The sequence below is a fragment of the Halomicronema sp. CCY15110 genome (assembly GCF_016888165.1).
Classification (GTDB): domain Bacteria; phylum Cyanobacteriota; class Cyanobacteriia; order Phormidesmidales; family Phormidesmidaceae; genus Halomicronema.
Genome location: NZ_JACSWC010000316.1, coordinates 1 through 19,593, shown reverse-complemented (window position 1 = coordinate 19,593; position 19,593 = coordinate 1). Strand labels below are relative to the sequence as shown.

22 protein-coding genes and 1 pseudogene are annotated in these 19,593 nt (G+C 52.2%); 13 read left to right on the top strand and 10 right to left on the bottom strand.

Translation table 11 applies throughout. From position 1 onward, the window contains the following. Positions 1-234: 234 nt before the first annotated feature. From pth to psbH, 3 genes are all read right to left on the bottom strand, one after another. Positions 235-843: an aminoacyl-tRNA hydrolase gene (gene pth / locus JUK32_RS14330; RefSeq protein WP_204139542.1), complete on the bottom strand. Its 609-nt coding sequence runs from the start codon at positions 841-843 to the stop codon at positions 235-237. 257 nt (positions 844-1,100) lie between these two features. Then, positions 1,101-1,463, bottom strand: coding sequence for a TatA/E family twin arginine-targeting protein translocase (locus JUK32_RS14325; protein WP_204139541.1), 363 nt, complete (start codon positions 1,461-1,463; stop codon positions 1,101-1,103). 165 nt (positions 1,464-1,628) lie between these two features. Then, complete coding sequence (gene psbH / locus JUK32_RS14320; RefSeq protein ID WP_039728024.1) at positions 1,629-1,832, bottom strand: photosystem II reaction center phosphoprotein PsbH; 204 nt, start codon at positions 1,830-1,832, stop codon at positions 1,629-1,631. 78 nt (positions 1,833-1,910) lie between these two features. Between psbH and psbN the strand changes: the two genes are divergently transcribed. Continuing rightward, positions 1,911-2,042, top strand: coding sequence for a photosystem II reaction center protein PsbN (psbN, locus tag JUK32_RS14315; RefSeq protein WP_239112666.1), 132 nt, complete (start codon positions 1,911-1,913; stop codon positions 2,040-2,042). Between the two features lie 204 nt (positions 2,043-2,246). On the opposite strand, the gene JUK32_RS14310 is transcribed toward psbN, so the two are convergent. From JUK32_RS14310 to JUK32_RS14300, 3 genes are all read right to left on the bottom strand, one after another. Further along, positions 2,247-3,134, bottom strand: a complete 888-nt coding sequence (locus JUK32_RS14310) for a DMT family transporter (protein ID WP_204139540.1) — start codon at positions 3,132-3,134, stop codon at positions 2,247-2,249. Further along, positions 3,135-3,998, bottom strand: coding sequence for a methylated-DNA--[protein]-cysteine S-methyltransferase (locus tag JUK32_RS14305; RefSeq protein WP_204139539.1), 864 nt, complete (start codon positions 3,996-3,998; stop codon positions 3,135-3,137). A 127-nt stretch (positions 3,999-4,125) separates the two neighbouring features. Next, positions 4,126-4,278: a hypothetical protein gene (locus tag JUK32_RS14300; protein WP_204139538.1), complete on the bottom strand. Its 153-nt coding sequence runs from the start codon at positions 4,276-4,278 to the stop codon at positions 4,126-4,128. Between the two features lie 462 nt (positions 4,279-4,740). Between JUK32_RS14300 and murC the strand changes: the two genes are divergently transcribed. Both murC and murB read left to right on the top strand, forming a co-directional pair. Further along, a complete protein-coding gene (gene murC / locus JUK32_RS14295) occupies positions 4,741-6,195 on the top strand; it encodes a UDP-N-acetylmuramate--L-alanine ligase (protein WP_204139537.1) in 1,455 nt (484 codons plus the stop codon). 67 nt (positions 6,196-6,262) lie between these two features. Further along, positions 6,263-7,159, top strand: coding sequence for a UDP-N-acetylmuramate dehydrogenase (gene murB, locus JUK32_RS14290; RefSeq protein WP_204139536.1), 897 nt, complete (start codon positions 6,263-6,265; stop codon positions 7,157-7,159). A gap of 154 nt (positions 7,160-7,313) precedes the next feature. On the opposite strand, the gene rdgB is transcribed toward murB, so the two are convergent. After that, positions 7,314-7,892 carry an RdgB/HAM1 family non-canonical purine NTP pyrophosphatase gene (rdgB, locus tag JUK32_RS14285; protein ID WP_204139535.1) on the bottom strand — a complete coding sequence of 193 codons (579 nt, stop codon included), beginning with the start codon at positions 7,890-7,892 and terminating at the stop codon, positions 7,314-7,316. Between the two features lie 227 nt (positions 7,893-8,119). Here rdgB and proB point away from each other — a divergent pair, with 227 nt between their 5' ends. Together proB and galE are read left to right on the top strand one after the other, a co-directional pair. Continuing rightward, complete coding sequence (proB, locus tag JUK32_RS14280; RefSeq protein WP_375541569.1) at positions 8,120-9,241, top strand: glutamate 5-kinase; 1,122 nt, start codon at positions 8,120-8,122, stop codon at positions 9,239-9,241. Positions 9,242-9,464: 223 nt separating this feature from the next. After that, entirely contained in the window at positions 9,465-10,469 is a 1,005-nt protein-coding gene (gene galE / locus JUK32_RS14275; RefSeq protein WP_204139533.1) for a UDP-glucose 4-epimerase GalE, read from the top strand. Between the two features lie 182 nt (positions 10,470-10,651). Here galE and JUK32_RS14270 read toward each other — a convergent pair whose 3' ends face one another. Further along, positions 10,652-11,635, bottom strand: coding sequence for an RNA polymerase sigma factor, RpoD/SigA family (locus tag JUK32_RS14270; RefSeq protein ID WP_204139532.1), 984 nt, complete (start codon positions 11,633-11,635; stop codon positions 10,652-10,654). A gap of 844 nt (positions 11,636-12,479) precedes the next feature. On the opposite strand from JUK32_RS14270, the gene ilvC reads away from it, so the two are divergent. Further along, positions 12,480-13,502: a ketol-acid reductoisomerase gene (gene ilvC / locus JUK32_RS14265; RefSeq protein ID WP_375541570.1), complete on the top strand. Its 1,023-nt coding sequence runs from the start codon at positions 12,480-12,482 to the stop codon at positions 13,500-13,502. 178 nt (positions 13,503-13,680) lie between these two features. Here ilvC and JUK32_RS14260 read toward each other — a convergent pair whose 3' ends face one another. Further along, positions 13,681-14,100: a Fur family transcriptional regulator gene (locus JUK32_RS14260; protein ID WP_204139530.1), complete on the bottom strand. Its 420-nt coding sequence runs from the start codon at positions 14,098-14,100 to the stop codon at positions 13,681-13,683. A 293-nt stretch (positions 14,101-14,393) separates the two neighbouring features. On the opposite strand from JUK32_RS14260, the gene JUK32_RS14255 reads away from it, so the two are divergent. From JUK32_RS14255 to JUK32_RS14235, 5 genes and pseudogenes are all read left to right on the top strand, one after another. Then, entirely contained in the window at positions 14,394-14,966 is a 573-nt protein-coding gene (locus JUK32_RS14255; protein WP_204139529.1) for a peroxiredoxin, read from the top strand. A 110-nt stretch (positions 14,967-15,076) separates the two neighbouring features. Continuing rightward, positions 15,077-15,271: a hypothetical protein gene (locus tag JUK32_RS14250; RefSeq protein ID WP_204139528.1), complete on the top strand. Its 195-nt coding sequence runs from the start codon at positions 15,077-15,079 to the stop codon at positions 15,269-15,271. A gap of 89 nt (positions 15,272-15,360) precedes the next feature. Continuing rightward, complete coding sequence (arfB, locus tag JUK32_RS14245) at positions 15,361-15,774, top strand: alternative ribosome rescue aminoacyl-tRNA hydrolase ArfB (protein WP_204139527.1); 414 nt, start codon at positions 15,361-15,363, stop codon at positions 15,772-15,774. 517 nt (positions 15,775-16,291) lie between these two features. Beyond that, positions 16,292-16,605, top strand: a pseudogene (locus JUK32_RS14240) (hypothetical protein); the annotation flags it as partial. An 86-nt stretch (positions 16,606-16,691) separates the two neighbouring features. Continuing rightward, positions 16,692-17,276, top strand: coding sequence for a hypothetical protein (locus JUK32_RS14235; protein ID WP_204139526.1), 585 nt, complete (start codon positions 16,692-16,694; stop codon positions 17,274-17,276). A 30-nt stretch (positions 17,277-17,306) separates the two neighbouring features. Here the strand turns inward: JUK32_RS14235 and JUK32_RS14230 are convergent, their stop codons facing one another. Beyond that, complete coding sequence (locus tag JUK32_RS14230) at positions 17,307-18,221, bottom strand: hypothetical protein (protein WP_204139525.1); 915 nt, start codon at positions 18,219-18,221, stop codon at positions 17,307-17,309. Here JUK32_RS14230 and JUK32_RS14225 point away from each other — a divergent pair. Both JUK32_RS14225 and JUK32_RS14220 read left to right on the top strand, forming a co-directional pair. Further along, on the top strand, positions 18,220-18,660 hold the full coding sequence (locus tag JUK32_RS14225; protein ID WP_204139524.1) for a hypothetical protein: 441 nt from the start codon (positions 18,220-18,222) through the stop codon (positions 18,658-18,660). The genes JUK32_RS14230 and JUK32_RS14225 overlap by 2 nt on opposite strands. 105 nt (positions 18,661-18,765) lie before the next feature. Then, positions 18,766-19,215, top strand: a complete 450-nt coding sequence (locus JUK32_RS14220; protein ID WP_204139523.1) for a hypothetical protein — start codon at positions 18,766-18,768, stop codon at positions 19,213-19,215. Positions 19,216-19,593 lie beyond the last annotated feature (378 nt).

The following is a 19,593-nucleotide window of genomic DNA, read 5'->3' as shown; positions in this document are numbered from 1 at the left end:
TCAACCTACCAGTATCGAGAGTTGAGCGGAGTCGAAACTCGGCTCATGGGGATCTTTTTTGCGCGCAAGTCCCTTAGTAAAAGCGGTCTCAATTTTTGTGGGGAATATCCCACTAGCGGACACAAGGCTGCCCTTCGATCATTGGTAGGTTGAATCGTTTTAGAGGCGGCCTCGTTAGGCAGGCGATCGCGACCGCATCGCCGTTAAATCTCACAGACGATAGACTCAATGCGGTTAACTCACTTCTGTTTCCGGCAGCGCTGAGCGGCCATTAAAGTTACTCATGGCGACTTCTGTCCCCTGCTTCATCAGCATTTCCACGGCGTCCACAGCCCAGTCTAAGGCGGTATTGACCAAGGGCTTTTCATCTGGGGCAAATTTGCCCAGAACGTGGGCGACGACGGCCCGATCGCGATCGCCGTTTTGCTGCGTGCTCCCGATGCCGACCCGCAACCGCTTAAAGTCTTGAGTATTCAGATGAGTAATCAGGGATTTCATGCCGTTGTGTCCCCCCGCTGAGCCGTTGGGCCGTAGCCGCAATTTGCCCAAGGGTAATGCCATGTCGTCGTAAATGACCAAAATTGAGGCCACAGGTAATTTATACCAATCGAGGACGGCACGCACAGCCTGTCCTGAACGGTTCATATAGGTAGCAGGTTTGAGCAGGAATACTTTCTGTCCGGCGATCGCCATGCCCTCCCCGAACTCGCCCTGAAACTTACGATGATGGCTGAGGGGAATTTGCCAGCGGCGGGCCAACGTATCCAAAACGTCAAACCCCACATTGTGGCGAGTCCGAGCGTACTTTTCTCCCGGATTCCCCAAGCCAATAATCAATCGCACGGGTTCTGTCACTTCGTTAGCTCTGAACTCAGCTAGTTCTGCAATGCCCAAAAGAAGCACCAGAGCCGATTAAGGAGATCTCTGGAAAAGAATTTCCCGCTTGTAGGGTGCCATTAGCGCAGCGTAATGCACCACAGCTCGGTATTTTTGTTCCTGCAGATCGCCTAAGTACCGGTCGGCGTAATTTGCTCACCTAATAGACGAACCGAATTATTGATGGCCGTCACTGCGCTGGTGATACTCATTGGAGAGCATCCTTAAGCTGACGGGGTCGAGGCGTCAGAAACGACTTCTTCAGCAGTCGCGTCAGCTTCAGTCGTCTCAGCAGCTTCAGGGGCTTCGGTTGCGGTGGTTACATCCGCCGCTGGCACTTCGTCTTGAGGCAGCGCTTTGGCATCCGGTTTCGCAATTTCTGCCTTCATCGGCGCTTTCATGCTTTTTTCGATTTCGGCTGACTCGCGCTTGAGTTCGGACTCAAACTCTTGCTGCGCCTTTTTGAAGCTCCCCAAAGCTTGAGCGAGGCTGCGACCGACTTCGGGCAATTTTTTAGGGCCAAATACTAATAGGGCGATCACTAGGATCAGCGCCATTTCAGGCAAACCAATGCCAAAAATATTCATCACGTCCTCCTAAATACACAGGGCTGCGACCTACTACACAGTATCGCAGCAAGCCCAGTCGCTAACAGCGACTGACAAAAAGCCGCCACGTCACCGCAAAAACACTGAGGGGCAGAAGAGATTAAGCTTCTGCCCCTCAGCAAATCCTATTGGTAACAGCCGCTCTTAAAGTCCCAGGCTTCGCCAGTCAACATCAACGTTCTGAAGGATGAGAGAGGAATTGTAGAGCTGCAGGATGATAAGAAGAAAGACCAAAAACAACCCCATGAACACCCCCATCACAGGAGTTGTGCCCCAACCGGGAGTGACCTTACCGTACTCAGAGTTAAGGGGCTTGAGCAGATTGCCTAGCCGCGTTTGTTGTGCCATCGGTATCCTAAAACCTATACGCCACTTTATATTCCGTAATATTATAAGATTAGAGTGTCTTAAGAAATAGAGATTACTATGGAACCTGCAACAGTTCTTATTATTTCCGTAGGGGCCGTGATTGTTGCCTTTACTGCCTTTGCGGTCTACACCGCCTTTGGGCCACCGGCTAAGCAGTTGGCTGATCCCTTTGATGAGCACGAAGATTAAGGCACGTCGGTGGTAGGGCTTTAACGATGAGCGCTCTCTTGGTATTGGCAGCGTTCACAAGCGGAAAAGTTGACTCACTCACTGCCGTGATCGATGAAACCTGGAAAGATCTGCTCACCTGTGGCGTTAATGTAGGTGAGCATTTTCCGTGGCTTGCGCCATGGTGGTGGGCGACGTTGGTTGGGGAGCGATTTCACCCCTAAGCTATGGCTTTGATGAGGGGCGGTTGGGGAGCCGAATCACCTGATTAGCGATCGCCGTTCCCAACAAGATCAAAGCACTCCCCGCCACCATCGACACCGTAATGGCTTCTTGAAGCAGCAAGGCTCCCCACAGCATGGCAAAGAGTGGAATCAAATAGGCCACGGTCAGGGCTCGGGTAGAGCCGACGCTATGAATGAGTCGGAAATATAAAATATACGCGAGTGAAGTCGAGAGGATGGCGAGGCCGACTACCGCCAGCAGCACTGGTTGAGAAGGGGGCATCGCGGGTCGCGTAAAGGGCAACAGCGGCAACAGGCAGATGGCGGCACTCAGTTGGCTGCCAGTGGCAATGACGAGAGACGGCACCCCCTGGAGATGGATGCGGATAAAGGGGGCGGCGATCGCATACATCAACGCGGCGCAGAGGCCCGTCGCGATCGCTAACAAAACCTCGGCGGTGATGGCCGTGCCGCGCAATCCGACGAGCACCACCACCCCGCTAAATCCTAAAACTAGGCCCGCAATACGGTTAGGGCCGAGGGGCTCTCGCAGCCAAACATAAGCGACCGCCACCCCAAAAAACGGCACCGTACCGTTCAAAATGGCCGTCGTGCCTGCTGGCAAAGACAAGGAAGAAAAGGCCAACAGTGAAAACGGCAAAGCCGAATTGAGCAAGCCGACCACCAGGAGCGATCGCCAATATTTGGGAATCTGATTTGCCAACCCTTTGTATAACAGCAACGGCAGCAACGACAGCCCTGATAGCACCACCCGCGATTCAATTAACCAAATGGGGCCTAACTCTGGAGCCGCGATGCGCATAAAGAAAAAAGAGCCGCCCCACAGTGCCGCCAGCAAAAATAATTCAGCGATTTGTTTCGGGGCCATTCAAACCTCCTCCTGACATTGAGCCGCTTCCCAACCCAGCATCACCGTTTTGCGCAGCGGCCCCCAGCGATAGCCCCCGATTTCTCCCGTAGCGCGAATCACCCGATGACAGGGAATCAGATATCCCACGGGGTTTGCGCCGATGGCGGTGCCCACGGCGCGGGCCGCTTTGGGCTTGGCGATCCGGTTGGCAATATCTTGATAAGTCAACAAACTGCCCAACGGTAGCGTCAACAACGCCCGCCACACTTGGATTTGGAAGTTAGTCCCTTTGACCAGGACGGTCAGGGGCGGTTGTGGGCTCTCTGTCATCAACGCTTGATTAAGGCGATCGGCAACGGATTGAGTTAGCTCAGGATGCTGGGTGAACTTAGCCTGGGGCCATTGTTGCTGCAACTGGCCCACCGCCTGAATTAAATGGTCTGAGGCGCAAAACTGCAAGTTACAGATGCCTTGCGCGGTTTGAGCGATCAAAGCAGGGCCAAATCGAGTGGCATGCAGCCCGTAGGCAATTTCCATGCCTGAACCTCCACTGCGGTAGTCAGCGGGCGTCATCGCCTCTAATCGAACGTAGGAGCCCTGGGGACGGTGGGGGCTCAATGAATCTGCGTCTAGTATCGCAGCGAGCCAGGATTGGGTATTGAGCAGACGCTGCTTCGTACTTGCCACGGTCAACAATGGCATAAAGTGCTGGGGGCTGACGCCAGCCCAACGGGTGAAGAGCTGTTGGCAGTACTCTTCGCTGAACTGAACATGACCAGCCATGGCGGCTAAGTCGAGCTGCTGAGGGGAATGCGACTGCATGAAAGCGATCGCTGACGCCACCCGCTCGTAGTCTGACGCTAGCGAAAAAGGATCCGACATAAGACATGACATGAACAGTGATTTCCATCCGCTAACGGACTCATAAAAGCAGCGCGATCCAGTTCTTGGGAATTAGCCCCTTGCCGTCCTGAACTGGCCGAAATCAAAACCGCAGCTCGCGATCGCCTCATCCCACTGCCGCCAGAATTGCCAGGTTATAGAGAGACCAACCAGCCTTCAACCTCTCTTCAAGGTTCAGAATGACCTCACTCACCGAGAAGTCCAGCCACAGCCTGAATGCCATCCCGCCTCCAAGACTCGACCAATAGGCGTTGGTCATAAGTTTATGAGGCACTCCGAAAGCGGTAAATAGCCACCCAATTTAGCTCAGAGACCATTCAGGTAGGAAAAACTGACGTGAAACTTAATTTCTCCCAAATTTACTTATATTTCCAGTCAGTAATGTGTTCTAAAACCTAAAACCCTTGCTATATTCGGGAACCATCCAGTCGCAAGCTGTATGGGCTGGGGTCAGGCTCTTCAAGTTCATCAGAGGAAACAACCATCCACGATATGAGCCGCGTCGTTTTCTCAGCAACCGGATTGCCGTTTGTCTAGCGGCAGCCCAGTCAAAAGTCCTGCTGTCGCCGCTACTCGACTGGCGTTACCTGTCTTAGAAAAACGCTGGAAGTAAAGGGTGGCAAGCAATTGTCCGATTTAGAGCCAGTTTTTAGGTCATCTTGGGGATACCTGGTATGATACGCCTGATATTGGTGTGGTGTGGCATGTTGAGGAGTGTAAGATGCTGAATTCTGTGGATTTCAGCGGTAGACCGTTCCATTTCATCGGAATTGGCGGGATCGGGATGTCGGCTTTGGCCTATGTCCTGACGCAGAAGCAGCTACCGGTTTCGGGATCAGACCTAAGACTGAGTCATATTACTCAGCGCTTACAAGAAGCAGGGGCACACATCTTTTGGCGTCAAGAGGCCGAAAACCTGAGATTCTTTGAGCAAAGCCTTTCTTCTACGCCCGCTCAGTCGCTGCCGCAGGTGGTGTGTTCCACTGCGATTAACGAAAGCAATGATGAGTACCGGGCGGCCCTGCAAATGGGCTGTCCCATTCTTCACCGTTCGGATTTGCTCGCTGCGCTGATGAACGAGCAAAAGAGCGTAGCGGTTGCTGGTACCCACGGCAAAACCACCACTAGCAGCATGGTGGGTTATGCACTGCTAGCGGCTAACCTTGACCCCACCATTGTGGTAGGCGGGGAAGTGTCGGCTTGGGAAGGCAACGCACATTTGGGCACTAGCGATTGGTTCGTGGCGGAAGCGGATGAGTCCGACGGTTCCCTCGTAAAGCTAGCGGCCAATATTGGCATCATCACCAACATTGAGCTGGATCATCCTGACCACTACGAGACGCTGGAGGATGTTGTCGATATTTTCCGGCAGTTTACGCAGCAAACGGAGACCATTATTGTCTCTGCTGACTGTGAGACCATCGCCCAATACATTGACGCGGACGTTACTTACAGCGTTGAGGTGGGTAATGCCGCTGACTACACCGTGACGGATGTGGTGTATAGCGCTAACGGCACTCGGGCCGTGGTTTGGGAACGAGGGTCACGCTTGGGCGTTTTACGATTGGCGGTGCCGGGTAAGCATAATCTCAGCAATGCGCTGGCGGCGGTGGCTACCGGTCGGCATATGGGGGTAGATTTTGCCGATCTATCGACTGGGTTGGCCCGGTTTGAAGGGGCACGGCGGCGATTTGAGCGCCGGGGTTTCTACAGTGGCATTCAGTTTGTGGATGACTATGCCCATCATCCGAGCGAAATCAAGGCCACGCTATCGACGGCGAGCTTGCTGAAATCAGGCGATGTATCGTTGAGTGGAAAGATCAACCGCGTGGTGGCGATTTTTCAGCCCCATCGATACAGTCGCGTGACCGCGTTCCTAGATGACTTTGCGGCAGCCTTTGCTGATGCTGACGAGGTCATTGTGACGGATGTCTACAGTGCTGGAGAGTCGGCACCCTCCGACTTTTGTACCAAAAAGGTAGGCCAAGCGATCGCGCTCCATCATCCCCATGTGCAGTATTGTCCCTCGTTGGATGCCGTCAGCACGGTATTGAAGGAACGCTTGCAAACGGGGGATCTCGCTATCTTTTTAGGAGCGGGCAATTTGAATCGGATTATTCCCGATGTGATGGAACCGTTTATGGCTGCCGAGCTGCAGACCGTACAGCAAGCCTAATCTGAGATTGCACCGGATTACTGCGGCCTCAAAGGTAAAATAGGGTGTTCTTTTTGGATGCTACTAAGTGGTGCAGCAGTCCGCATTGCCTCTGAAACAGAGCGTGTCATTAGCAAGTTTTACGTCCTATCGTGTGGGGGGGCTAGCGGATTGGTTTGCCTTGCCTAAGACGGTGGAGGCGATTTCGAAGCACCTGCTGTGGGCCAATCAGCACGATCTGCCCATCACCTTTTTAGGGGCAGGGTCTAACTTGCTAGTGAGCGATCGCGGGGTGCGCGGCCTGGTGATCTGCACCCGCCATTTACGCGGAGTCACCTTTGATGATGAAGCGGGCACCTTGACTGCCGCCGCTGGCGAACCGCTGCCTAATCTCGCGTGGAAAGCCGCTCGACGAGGCTGGCGGGGGTTTGAATGGGCGGTCGGCATTCCGGGCACGGTGGGCGGGGCAGTGTTTATGAATGCCGGTGCCCACGGCGCTTGTACTGCTGATAGCCTGGTGACTGCCGCAGGAGTGACCCCGACTGGGGACGGCATGGACTTGAACCCAAAAACGCTGGAATTTGCTTACCGCACGTCGAGTTTGCAGTCACGTCTCTGTATGGTCACGCAGGCGCAGTTTCGTCTCAGTCCCGGTCATGATCCGGCCCAGGTGATCGCTGACACCCAAGCCGCCCTGGAAAAACGCCGCTCGACTCAGCCGTATCATTTGCCCAGCTGCGGCAGTGTTTTTCGGAATCCAGCGCCGTACACCGCTGGCTGGCTGATCGAACAAACCGGACTCAAAGCCTTTCAAGTCGGTCAAGCGCAGGTGTCGCCGATGCACGCCAATTTCATTGTGAATGTGGGGGGCGCGACGGCTGACAATGTGCTGAACTTGATTCGCTCCGTACAAGATCGAGTCCAGGAAAAGTGGGATATTCGTTTGCATCCTGAGGTGAGGCTGCTCGGTAGTTTTGAGGGTTAGGGGTGGGCAACTGACCCAGATCTGCGCACCGAGATAGCCCTGGCGGAAACGATTCCCCCTGGCGTTTGGTCTTCGACTAGCTCAGACCAAACGCCAGGTAACGGGTTGCGACTCCGCTCAACCCGAACGGTTTTGTCCTCGTTTCTGAAGAGCGTTACTCAAGGACGAGCGATCGCAACTCGGGCATGAGTTGTTCAAATGCGACCCCTCGATGACTCAGGCGATCTTTGTCAGCCCGGCTCATTTCGGCAAAGGTTTTTGCCACGGCTGGCACGTAAAAGACCGGATCGTAGCCAAAGCCGCCAGCCCCCCGTTGTTCAGTCGCGATCGCTCCCCGGCAGACGCCTTCGGTTTGCAAGGCAATGGTGCCATCCGGGCGAGCGAGGGCGATCGCACAGACAAACTGCGCCGCCCGGTTCTCCGCATGCTGCAATTCATTTAACAGACGACTAATCCGTTCATCATCGGTGCGAGCATAACGAGCGGAATAGAGGCCGGGAGCGCCATCCAGGGCATCCACCATCAGCCCCGAGTCATCCGCGATCGCCCATTGGCCCATCGCTTTCGCCACTTCCGACGCCTTGAGCTGGGCATTTTCCAGAAACGTCGTGCCCGTTTCCTCGACATCAATTTCTGGCGGTTTCAGCGCCAGTTCCCAACCCAGGTCAACGAGATAGTTTTGCATTTCCTGGAGCTTGCCCGGGTTTCCGGTGGCGACAATGACAGTAGGCATGGTGAGCAGAATAAAAGGCCACTGTTTGTATAACAGATTGACCGGGGATGGAGCGATTTACGAGCTGAGTAAGACCAGTTTTCGTGGCTATTAGCGAAGAGTCCAGCTTTTCATGGGCACCGCAACAGATTTTTCTGGGACAGCCATCGCAACCTGGCTACTCAAATAACTTTTCAAAAGTCGTGGGGCTGCCTATGATATCGGCTTGTGCAGCCGGAGGTATCAGCGTGGCCCAGTCCCAAACCGTAGTCGTGAAAATCGGCACATCGAGTCTGACCAAACAGACGGGATATTTGGCGATTTCCGTCATTGCGACCCTGGTGGAAACGCTCTGTGCCCTGCAAGCGGCGGGCCATCGGGTCATTCTCGTATCTTCTGGGGCGGTCGGCGTCGGCTGCGCGCGTCTCAATCTGGCCGAGCGACCCAAGACGATGGCGATGAAGCAAGCGGTGGCGGCGGTGGGGCAAGGTCGCTTGATGCGGGTTTACGATGACTTTTTTACGTCGCTGAATCAGCCGATCGCCCAAGTGCTGCTGACCCGCACAGATTTGGTGCAGCGATCGCGCTACGTCAACAGCTACCGCACTTTTCGGCAGTTATTGCAGCTCCAAGTCATTCCCATCGTGAATGAAAACGATACCGTCGCCATTGAAGAACTGCGGTTTGGCGACAATGACACCCTTTCCGCCCAGGTGGCCAGCCTGGTGGGGGCCGACTGGCTATTTTTGCTCACGGATGTGGATCGCCTCTATTCCGCCGACCCGCGATCGAATCCTGACGCCCAACCCATTCACATAGTGGAACACGTGGAGCAGCTGGAAGATTTGCAGGTCCAGATTGGCGATCGCGGCAGCCAGTGGGGCACCGGGGGTATGTTGACCAAAATTGAAGCCGCTCGCATCGCCGCCAACGCTGGCGTCCGCACCGTGATCACCGACGGTCAACATCCCGAAAATCTGATCAAGATCCTGGCGGGAGAATCCCTCGGCACCCAATTTTCGCCGAAAAAGACCGTGGCCAATGCCCGCAAACGCTGGATCGCCCAAAGCCTGATTCCTGCTGGCAAGCTATATCTGGATGCGGGCGCGGTGAGAGCCATTCAAACCGGGGGGAAATCCTTATTGCCCGCTGGAATCACGGAAATTGAAGGTGAATTTGAGCAGCGATCGTCGGTTCAGCTTTGCGACGCCCAAGGGCGCGAGATTGCCCGTGGCATCGTCAACTACAGTCATAGTGAATTGGTGCAGATCATTGGTCACCAGTCGGAAGAAATCCCCAAAATCCTTGGCTACGCCAGCAGCGATACGGTGGTGCATCGCGACAACTTAGTAATTTCACGGTCTCTTTAAGCGTCTTGATGCTAATTCGGGAATACATAGAAAGGCGGGTCGGCCAATATATTGCCCGATTGATCGTTGCAGTCATGGCTGGCGATCGCTGGCAAATACGACAACGTCTTAAGTAACAGCCTGCACCTGCGGTCATTCACAAACCGACCGGGAATGGTAATGGTGTGACACGACAGGCTGTTAGGGCTGCAACATCAGGCGATGAGACTGGGAGATGAGCTGTATGTCGAGTGACAAACCGAAGATCTTAGTAACTGGGGGAGCGGGCTACATTGGCTCCCATGCGGTGCTGGCGTTAGAGGCGGCGGGTTATCCGGTCGTAATTTTAGACAGCCTGGAATATGGCCATGCGGAGTTAGTCCAGCAACATCTGCAGGCAGAACTCATCCAGGGTAAAACCACCGATCGCCCCCTGCTGGATCAGATTTTTCAAACCCACAGTATTGGCGCGGTGATGCATTTTGCGGCCTATATTGCCGTGGGCGAGTCGGTCGAAAAGCCCGCAGAGTACTATCACAACAATGTCGTGGGCACTTTGACTCTGCTCGAAGCGATGCTGGCCGCCGGTGTACAGCAATTTGTATTTTCTTCCACCTGCGCGATTTACGGCCCGCCTAAAACGGTGCCCATTCCTGAAGACCATCCGAAAAATCCCATCAGTCCCTATGCGTCGAGCAAGCTGATGGTAGAGGAAATGCTCAAGGATTTCTCGGCCGCTTATGGTCTCAATGCGGTGGTGTTCCGCTATTTCAACGCGGCGGGCGCTGATCCTGAGGGGCGCTTGGGCGAAGACCATCAGCCGGAGACTCACTTGATTCCGCTGGTGCTGCAAGCCGCTTTGGGACGGCGAGAAAACATTGCCATATTCGGCACTGACTACGACACCCCCGACGGCACCTGCATTCGCGATTACATCCACGTGGCGGATCTCGCTTCGGCCCATGTTCTCGGGGTGGAGTATTTGATGAAAGGCGGCGAGACAACATTCATTAACTTAGGCAATGGCAATGGGTTCTCCGTCCGCGAGGTGATTGAGACGGCTCGGCAGGTGACCGGGGAAGCCATTGTGGCCGTGGAGCGCGATCGCCGTCCGGGTGATCCGCCCCGGCTCATTGGTAGCAGTGAGCAGGCCCACCATATTCTCGGCTGGCAACCCCAATACCCTGATCTGGAATCGATCATCGCCCATGCCTGGCAATGGCATCTGTATCGCCATGGCCGTGTGTAAGCAACATCGCTAAGGAATAAGGAGCCAATCACATCCAAATTGTTAGGGCAGGCAAGATGCCTGCCTGGGGACAGCCGAGACGGCTATCCCAACTGATTCGATTCTCATTCCTAAACAGTAAAAAAAACGCCCCGGTAAAGGGGCGTCGGCATTCACGCATGAAGCTCAAGGAACCGTGAACGTTAGCTGGCGAGATAGCCTCGCACATTACTCTTACGGCGGCGCAGATGTTTCAGCGCTTGCTGCTCTAGCTGGCGCACCCGCTCGCGGCTGATGTTCAGCCGATTGCCCACTTTGGCTAGAGACAACTCGTTGCCGTCGTTAAGGCCATAACGCAGAGTAATGACTTCCTGTTGCTGGGGAGTCAATTCTGCCAGCAGAGTGCGAATATCCTGCTTCAGCGCTTCCCGGACGGTGTAGTCTTCCGGCGAAGCTTTTTCGTCTTCCAGCAGCTCTTGCAGTTCCGTATCCTGGTTGTCGCCAATGCGCACATCTAGCGAGATGGGCTGACGAGAGATGGTCAGATACTCACGCACCTGAGTCACTTCCAGTTCTAGCGCTTCGGCAATTTCGGCAACGGTCGCACTACGACCCAGCGTTTGCGATAGTTCCCGCTGGACGCGCTTGATCTTGTTCAGCTTTTCGGTGATGTGGATGGGCAGACGGATGGTGCGCGCCTGCTGAGCGATCGCCCGCGTAATGGCCTGACGAATCCACCAGTAAGCATAGGTGGAGAACTTATACCCTTTGGTCGGGTCAAATTTCTCAACCCCCCGCTCCAATCCCAGCGTCCCTTCTTGAATCAGGTCAAGGAACTCCAGGTTGCGCTTTTGGTACTTTTTAGCGATCGCGACTACCAAGCGCAGATTCGCCTCAATCATCTGGCGCTTCGCCCGCTCACCTTCGCGGATCAGGCGCTTCAGCTCATCAACCTCAAGGTTGCTGGCCTCCGCCCAGGCTGGGTAGGTCACCTCATGCTCTTGATCGCCCTGCAGGTTTTCGCGGGTTTCTAGCAGTGCCATCATGGCTTGCACTTGCTTACCCAACACGATTTCTTCTTCGTGGGTCAACAAAGGGACCCGACCGATTTCGTGTAGGTAAGTACGCACAGCGTCGGCGGAGATAGGGGCTTTGGTTTTGGACTTACGGGCATTCACTTTAGGCATGAGTTCGCCTCCACTGATGATGCTGAAGAAGCCTTCCGACAAGCGAAAGACCGAATTTGACCACAAACGTGGTCACAAACGAGATATGTGTTTACCAACGGCAGCGCCAGTCGCTAGTCGCTTACTGACTCATAGCTGCGGTCACCCTGACAGACGATACGCAGAGAAAAATGGATGACTGAGTGCGCGATCGCGACAAAGAAAACTACACGGAACCATTATGAGTTTGGAACTCCATCTTAAAACAACTTTTTCGTTGCGTAAAGTACTACAGATGTAGTTTCAAGGGGCAGCTCAGGGTGTTCCCTATGCACAGTATTCCCATTTAGAACTCTGGAAAGCCTTGTGTTCACATGGTTTCATCATCGCTGCCAACCTCTCAGTACGCTAGGGGAGAACCGCCCTGGAAAACCGTACAAATGTTTCAAGATTGCAAAACTATACAGTTTAGTTTAGTCGAATCTTGAATTTGACGATCCTTTGTTTCTAATGTTGTAACGACCTTATGAACTGGCTGTGATATCCCAGTGAAAATCAGATGACGATTTGCTGAGAAGGATGCAGTGACCGCTCATGCCTGGAGCCGGAAAAGTTCACAGTCAGGAATTCATTGTCCTGGGTTGATGGCCTGAGGTGCCAACCGCGATCGCCACAAAGCCAGATTTCCAAAGCTAACTATCGACTGAGGGCGAATAGTCCAGCTGGCTCCAGCCACCGGGATTTTCAGAAGTGGATCACGAGGGATGATCGCGATCGCGCTTTACATCTATGCAATCCATTCAGCCCATCGCTGGAAAAAATCAACCGTGTCCCCCAAGCTAAGAAGACACAACATAATCGCAGAATTACCAGGCTTGTAAGGAGATCTTCCATGGCTCGCATGTATTACGACAGCGACGCAAATCTTGACCTATTGAATGGCAAAACCGTCGCCATCATTGGCTATGGCTCACAAGGTCACGCCCACGCCCTCAACCTCAAAGACAGCGGCGTCAACGTGATTGTCGGCCTCTATGAAGGTAGCCGCTCAACCGCTAAAGCCGAAGCCGAAGGACTCACCGTCAAGCCCGTCGCTGATGCTGCGAAGCTGGCCGACTGGATCATGATTTTGCTGCCCGACGAAGTGCAAAAGCGGGTTTATGCCGACGATATCGCCCCCAATCTGGCAGCGGGGAACATCTTGTCTTTTGCCCACGGCTTCAACATCAACTTTGGCCAAATCGTCCCCCCTGCTGAAGTTGATGTGGTGATGGTGGCCCCCAAAGGCCCTGGACATCTCGTGCGCCGCACCTACACCGAAGGGCAAGGTGTGCCCTGTCTGTTTGCCGTGCAGCAAGATGCGTCCGGGCAAGCGCGTGACCTAGCAATGGCCTACGCCAAAGGCATCGGTGGCACCCGTGGCGGCATTCTGGAAACCACCTTCCGCGAAGAAACGGAAACCGACCTCTTTGGTGAACAGGTGGTGCTCTGCGGCGGTCTCAGCGAACTCATCAAATCCGGCTTTGAGACCCTGGTGAATGCGGGCTACCAGCCAGAGTTAGCCTACTTCGAATGTCTGCACGAAGTGAAGCTGATTGTTGACCTAGTGGTCGAAGGGGGCTTGGCGACCATGCGCGACAGCATTTCCAATACGGCGGAATACGGCGACTACACGCGCGGCCCTCGCATCATCACCGATGAAACGCGGGCTGAGATGAAAAAGATTCTCAAAGAGATTCAGACCGGCCAGTTTGCCCGCGAGTTTGTGCTGGAAAACCAGTCTGGCAATGCGGGATTCACCGCGATGCGTCGTCGCGAAGCTGAGCACCCCATTGAAGAAGTCGGCAAGGATCTCCGCGCCATGTTCAGCTGGCTGAAGAAAGTCTAGCGTTAGCTTTCCACGAAACCTCTTAGAACTTGAGAGAGCACCGGATGCCGGTGCTCTTTTTTTGTGCCTGTTAGGAGAAACGCTGTGTAAGTCAGGGTTGAGTGGGTAAGTTAACCAACATGACAAGCCGACAGTCCTACGTCGCTCGGTTGTCCGTTGGTTGAAATTTTTAGCTCGATCACGCTTGGCAAGCTTCGCAAGTGCCATGCACTGTGACTTCGTAGCCGCTTACTTGCCAGTCAGGATTCAAATGACTGAGATCGATAGTCTGAAGCGCTTGCCAGGGAATATCGGCGATCGCCCCACAACTCCCACACCGGAAATGATGATGCGGCTGCACATTAGCGTCGTACCGACAGTTACCTTCCTCCAGCAAGACTTCTCGAATGAGTCCAACCTCGCGCAATGTCTGCAAACAGTTATAGATCGTCGCTTGAGAAGAAACCGGCGCATCCTGGTTCAAGTCACTCAAAATTTGTTCAGCCGTGGGGTGATCAGTCCGACTGAGTAAATTGGCATACACCGCAAAGCGCTGGGGGGTAACCCGCAACTGCTTACGCTTGAGCGTTTGGACGATTTCCTCGGTTGGTTTTGACATAACTCCCTTTCCGGAACGAAGCATCACTCAGGGCGCACAGGCCAAGCTGCTTAGATATAAGTCAATGCTCTACTTCATTAATAGCATTATCTTTTCTGAGTCAGGCTCAAATAAGACTCTTTTTATATTTTGACGCATCCAAAGCATTGATAAAATCCTAACTAAGAACTATTCTAAGATAAAGCGGGATAAGCACATCGCCGCTAGCGTTTATAAGCTGCTGGCAGCGCAGGCTTTATTGGCCCTATGTGCCCCAGTCGCTGAGTTTCAAGAAATTTGTTAGGAGGTCTTTAATGGCTGTTATCGAAAAGGTTCCCCACGTAGTATTTAAGACTCGCGTCCGCGACGAGTCCGTCGAGGGGTCGAATCCCTTCCGTTGGCAAGACACCACCACCGAAGATATCTTCGCGGGTAAGAAAATTGCTGTGTTCTCCTTGCCTGGTGCCTTCACTCCTACTTGTTCTTCTAACCACTTGCCTCGCTACGAAGAGCTTTTCGACGAGTTCAAGGCGTTGGGTATTGACGAGATTTATTGCGTTTCCGTGAATGACGCTTTTGTGATGTTCCAGTGGGGCAAGCAGCAAGGGGCTAAGAATGTGAAGTTGCTGCCCGACGGCAACGGCGAGTTTACTCGCAAGATGGGGATGTTAGTCGAGAAGAGCAACCTGGGCTTTGGTATGCGCTCCTGGCGTTACTCGATGGTCGTCAACGATATGACCATTGAGAAAATGTTCATCGAGCCGGACTTTGGCGATAACTGCCCCACCGATCCTTTCGAAGTTTCTGATGCTGACACGATGTTGGCTTACTTGAAGGGCGAAGCTGCGCCTGGCGTCTCTGAGCCTCGCAAAGAGTTCGTTGGCTAAGCCGTGATTGATAAGTGAATCCTCGATGTCTGCTGAGTGCGGGCATCAAGCCGACTGTCTTAAACAGACAGTCGGCATTTTTATGGGCAACTCAATCATGCGTCCCTCGAATGCGTCGCCAATTTGTAGGCCAACCCGACGCTCGCTGCCGCAAAAGTTTGCCTGATGCGCTGCTCCACTTAGAACAGAACCCTGTGCTCCCAGCCGCGATGGGCTCCGAGTTCGTCGCTTCCTATCTCGAGCTCAAGCATCAAGCACGACAAGAATACACCAGTCATATGACCGCTGAACATGCGATCGATTAGTCGGGCAGGGGCGATTCTCAGTGACCCGCGAGGCCTGTAGCCGCTCATGATTCTAGCTAAGCTGTAGATCGCCCCTGACTACCTAAATTATGCTAAAAATCACGAATCGCACCTCCATCCCCGATCATGAAATCGAACTGAACGCTGTGCGATCGTCAGGGGCGGGCGGTCAAAATGTGAATAAAGTTGCCAGCGCGATCCATCTCCGCTTCGATATCCCCGCCTCTTCCCTACCGGATGTGCATAAAGAACGCCTGCTGAAGCTGCGCGATCACCGCATTACGAAAGACGGCGTGGTGGTGATCAAAGCGCAGGAACACCGTACCCAAGAGCAAAATAAGGAAGAGGCGCTGAAACGACTGCAGCAGCTGATTCGAAGCGTTACCTATACCCCGAAGAAACGGAAACCGACGAAGCGATCGCGGAGTTCAGACCGGAAGCGCATTGAGCGTAAGAAAAAACGCGGTCAAAAGAAAGCCTTACGAGGCAACGTTCGCCTGTGACCACTTATCTATGTCAATCTGGACAATTAGCGCGATCGCGGCCATTTTTCACTATCGTAGATAACGGATGAGTCGTTTCCAACGGGTCAATACTTGACCGCAGACTTAGGATTCCCCCGGATAAATTCGCGGCATTTATTTTGCAACCGCTCCAAACCGCCAAAGCTGGGATCTCGCTGTTGAAAGAAAGAGAGAAGCTCTCGAAGCAGTTCGTTTCGGGTTTACGGCAAGACACACTGATCGGGGTTGGCAACAAGCTCCTCACCATCAAACCGCGCAAGCCGCCCAATCTTCTCGCCTTCATCAACTCGAACTCACTGTGTAGAAGCCAGCCAACGGCAAAACGCAGCAGCGGTAGACCACTTTGAGCTAAGCACCAGTGACTTTCGTCTGTCCGCTGCCGTGACGTGTTAGCTAGCGAATTTAGAACCATCATTTCTAGAACTACCATTCCACCCTATTGCCACTAACCAACACCTCGATTTAACTTAACCCTTCACTCAGTCATACGGAAATCTTTAAAGACTTATCTCAGGCCCTATATCTATCCCCTGAGACATTGGTAACAGTCAGTGCGGCTGACTTTGAGCAGTTGCATACGTGTAGCATTGGGGCATTGAATGTTTTCACCGGGCCGGGAAATAGTTGTGTGCGCTACGGGCTTTTGTGGCGTTGGAGTTGCAAGTGTGGCACCAGTAGTTAGGTAGCTAGGATGGACGGCAACGTCACCTCTATCAAGATGCCGCCCGTCAGTTCATCCTCCAAGCGCCTTTGATGGGTAAGACACCTTGCAGCCTGAAGTTGCTAATTGTTTCAATGCGTAAGTCTTAGTTTAGTGAACTTGTCTTGAGTTTATCCGTAATTTTTAACTTCAGTGATGAAAGCAGGAAGGAAGAGAAATATTTTAGGTTGTTCTGATGCACCCTTATTTTTTACTGGTACCGTTAACTTTACTGTTACTGCCCGCGCCCGGTTTCGCTCAATCAGAACGTCATCCCACAGACGCTGAAATTGTGGAACTGCTGCACGAAATGCAGCAGGCGATCCCTCAGTTGATGGAAACAGGAATTTACAGCGATCGCCGTTCCCCCGAAGAACGTCAGCAACGGGATACCTTTGCTGAAGCGTGGTCTGAAGTCGATGCCACGATCTCGCCTTTCCTCGGAGATTGGGTCGCAATCGAAGAAAATGTGGCAATTTTTCCGACGCTGACACCTGGTGAAGTCTGCATTATCGACAGCTATTTAGACATCTCAGATTTCTATTTGGGTCGAGTGATTGATGGCAACCTATCCACCGATATCAATCTGACGTTTGTGCTGAATAGTGACTTTTTGGTCAGTACTTTTGTCTATGATGATCAGCCCGGGCACTATGAATATGCCAACCCAAGACCGGTGCAAGATCCAGCAACTTCTTCCTATTACTCCGAATATCATCCAAATATCGTTGAGCAATTTCAACAGGCTGGATGTTGGGTGGAGATACCGGAAACGAAATGAATCTGCCAACCGATTTACCAAACAAGACTATCACCAGAATTTAGTGGGTAAAGAAACGGGTTCTAAATAGCGATCGCTGGCTCGCACATAACAATTTTCCTGGGTTTTTAGCCAAGTAGTGCCATCAGGCAGTTCTGTTAAATTCGGACCTTCTAGCATCTCTCGGCCAAATTTGGTGATGATGTCTCCTGAGCGATAGGAACGCTGAATTGCCCCATCATCGGCTTGATCTCGGCAGGCGAGCCCAGCCTTAGTGACAACAACTTGCCATTGAGTCCAAGTATAAAAAGCTCTGGTGTCGAACGAGAAGAAAGTGCGGCTATTGACGCGGGTAAACTCTCCCCGGTTGTCGGCTTCCGGGATTGCTTCTGGCAAATTTAGCTGGAACGGCTGACCATTAGGAACCTTACAGTTCTGATTTTGAGATGAGGCATTTTTGGGATTAATAGTGCGGTAATTAAAATCAACAGGTTGGCGATTGACGATCCAGGTCACTTGAGCCACGATCGGCAATCGTGTCTCGGGATTAGGACGCCGAATACTGATTTCACCCGTACAAAGATCGATAAAAGTGCCTGTCAAGTAGGTATAGGTCTGGTCAGAATGGATGTGATCAATTTTAAACTGACCATGGATCGTTTCTCCCTCGACGAGGGTTTCATAGCCACTGTAAAGATGACCAACCTCAAGATCTTCAGCAACTCCAATTGTCGTCACGCCATTGCTATAAGTGCTATAGATCCAGTTAGGCTCAGATATCCAATGGCAAGCCTTGAGTAGAGATAAAAGACAAGCCGCGATCGCCCAGCTTCCGGCTCTGACGTAGTTCGTTTTGTACTGATTTTCCTGTTGATTTTTATTAAATAATTGACGACCTATGAAAACCAATATTTTTTTCCATTTCACTCTACTTATTTTATCCATAGCTGCCTTTTCAACGTTCATGACGCCAAAAGCAACTACATCTGAAACCTGCCCTATTTCTGACAGCATTTATCGAGATGCAAATGGACAAGGTTTTGAATTGGTATTTAGCCCACCCCCTGTCGACAGTGCTGTGCATGGGACAGCAGTGATTAATCATCCACAACAAGCACAACTTTATCAGTTTCGGGTATTGCAATCGAGCGGTTATGGCACAGTTTCCTTATGGGATAAAGATCTTGAAGGACCCGAGAATGATCATTGGTTTTGGATGGCCTTTTTTGATCATAATCTTGCATCGGCTACCCCCCTTTATCTGGGAGAAGAAACTGAAGCACCGCGGTATGCAGTTGTGGCTGGGCTAGGCAGCCACGATTATTACCGCAGACGGGGAACTATTACTGAAGACACGCCTCCATTATTGGGCGATGTCATGTGGATTCGCGATCGCTGCCAGTAAGGCCCAACGAAACTCAGAGCCGCTTACTGCGGCTGCTAGAGATGAGTCTGCTCATTCATCAATCGTTCAACTTTCTAGTAATTTTTTACAGGTTTCAATGAGCTTATGGCAAATTTTATTGGTTCTATGGAAGTCAATTTAGATGACTGTACATCTCTATTTCAGGCAGTTTTAAATGAATTCCCTAGCGATCAGACTCGCCTTGCTATCTGGGTCATAGCTGAGTGCGATCTGTCGTCAATCAATTTTCAATATATTGGTGAAAAATCACCATTTCCAGGAAGCGACAGCGTCTTGGCTGGAACTGGCTTGTTGATTGAGCTAAAGTCTGAAAAAACAGATCAGTTGATAGAAGTTCTCACAATTCCGGAACGCTTAGAATACGAGATTTTACATATTCAGATCGAATGCCAGGGAACTGTTCATTTTGCCAGCTATGACCATTTTTCGCACGTCTTTTTTGGCGAGGCAATCTCCCTGGCAATGTTAGAGGATCTCAAGACCCGTGGGATAGTGTGTAGCTATCAGCTGTCTGATGATTTCACAGCCAGATAAAGCAACTGTAATTTTCTTTCCAATTCGGATTTTGGAAACTACGGCTTTAATTCCAGGGTTTCCGGATCTAACGCCTCTACTGTCCAACAATAGGCATTTACAGCATTGTAAGGAGGATCACAATGCTCGTAGGCTACAAGCAAATAGGCTTTGTTGTTAGCACATTTCACGGTGAAGGTACCTTCTCCATATTTCTGGCTTAATTGAATTGGCTGGCGACAATCCTTAAGATGTAGCTATAAAATGCGAGTCGATCGCTCTTTTTCAGACAAGTTATCGACATTCATCATGTTGATTAAATTGACCTTACCTCGAAAAAGTGGACATTCCCGCAGAGTCGACAAGGAAGGAGAATGTTCAGATGACTCAGAAACCGCG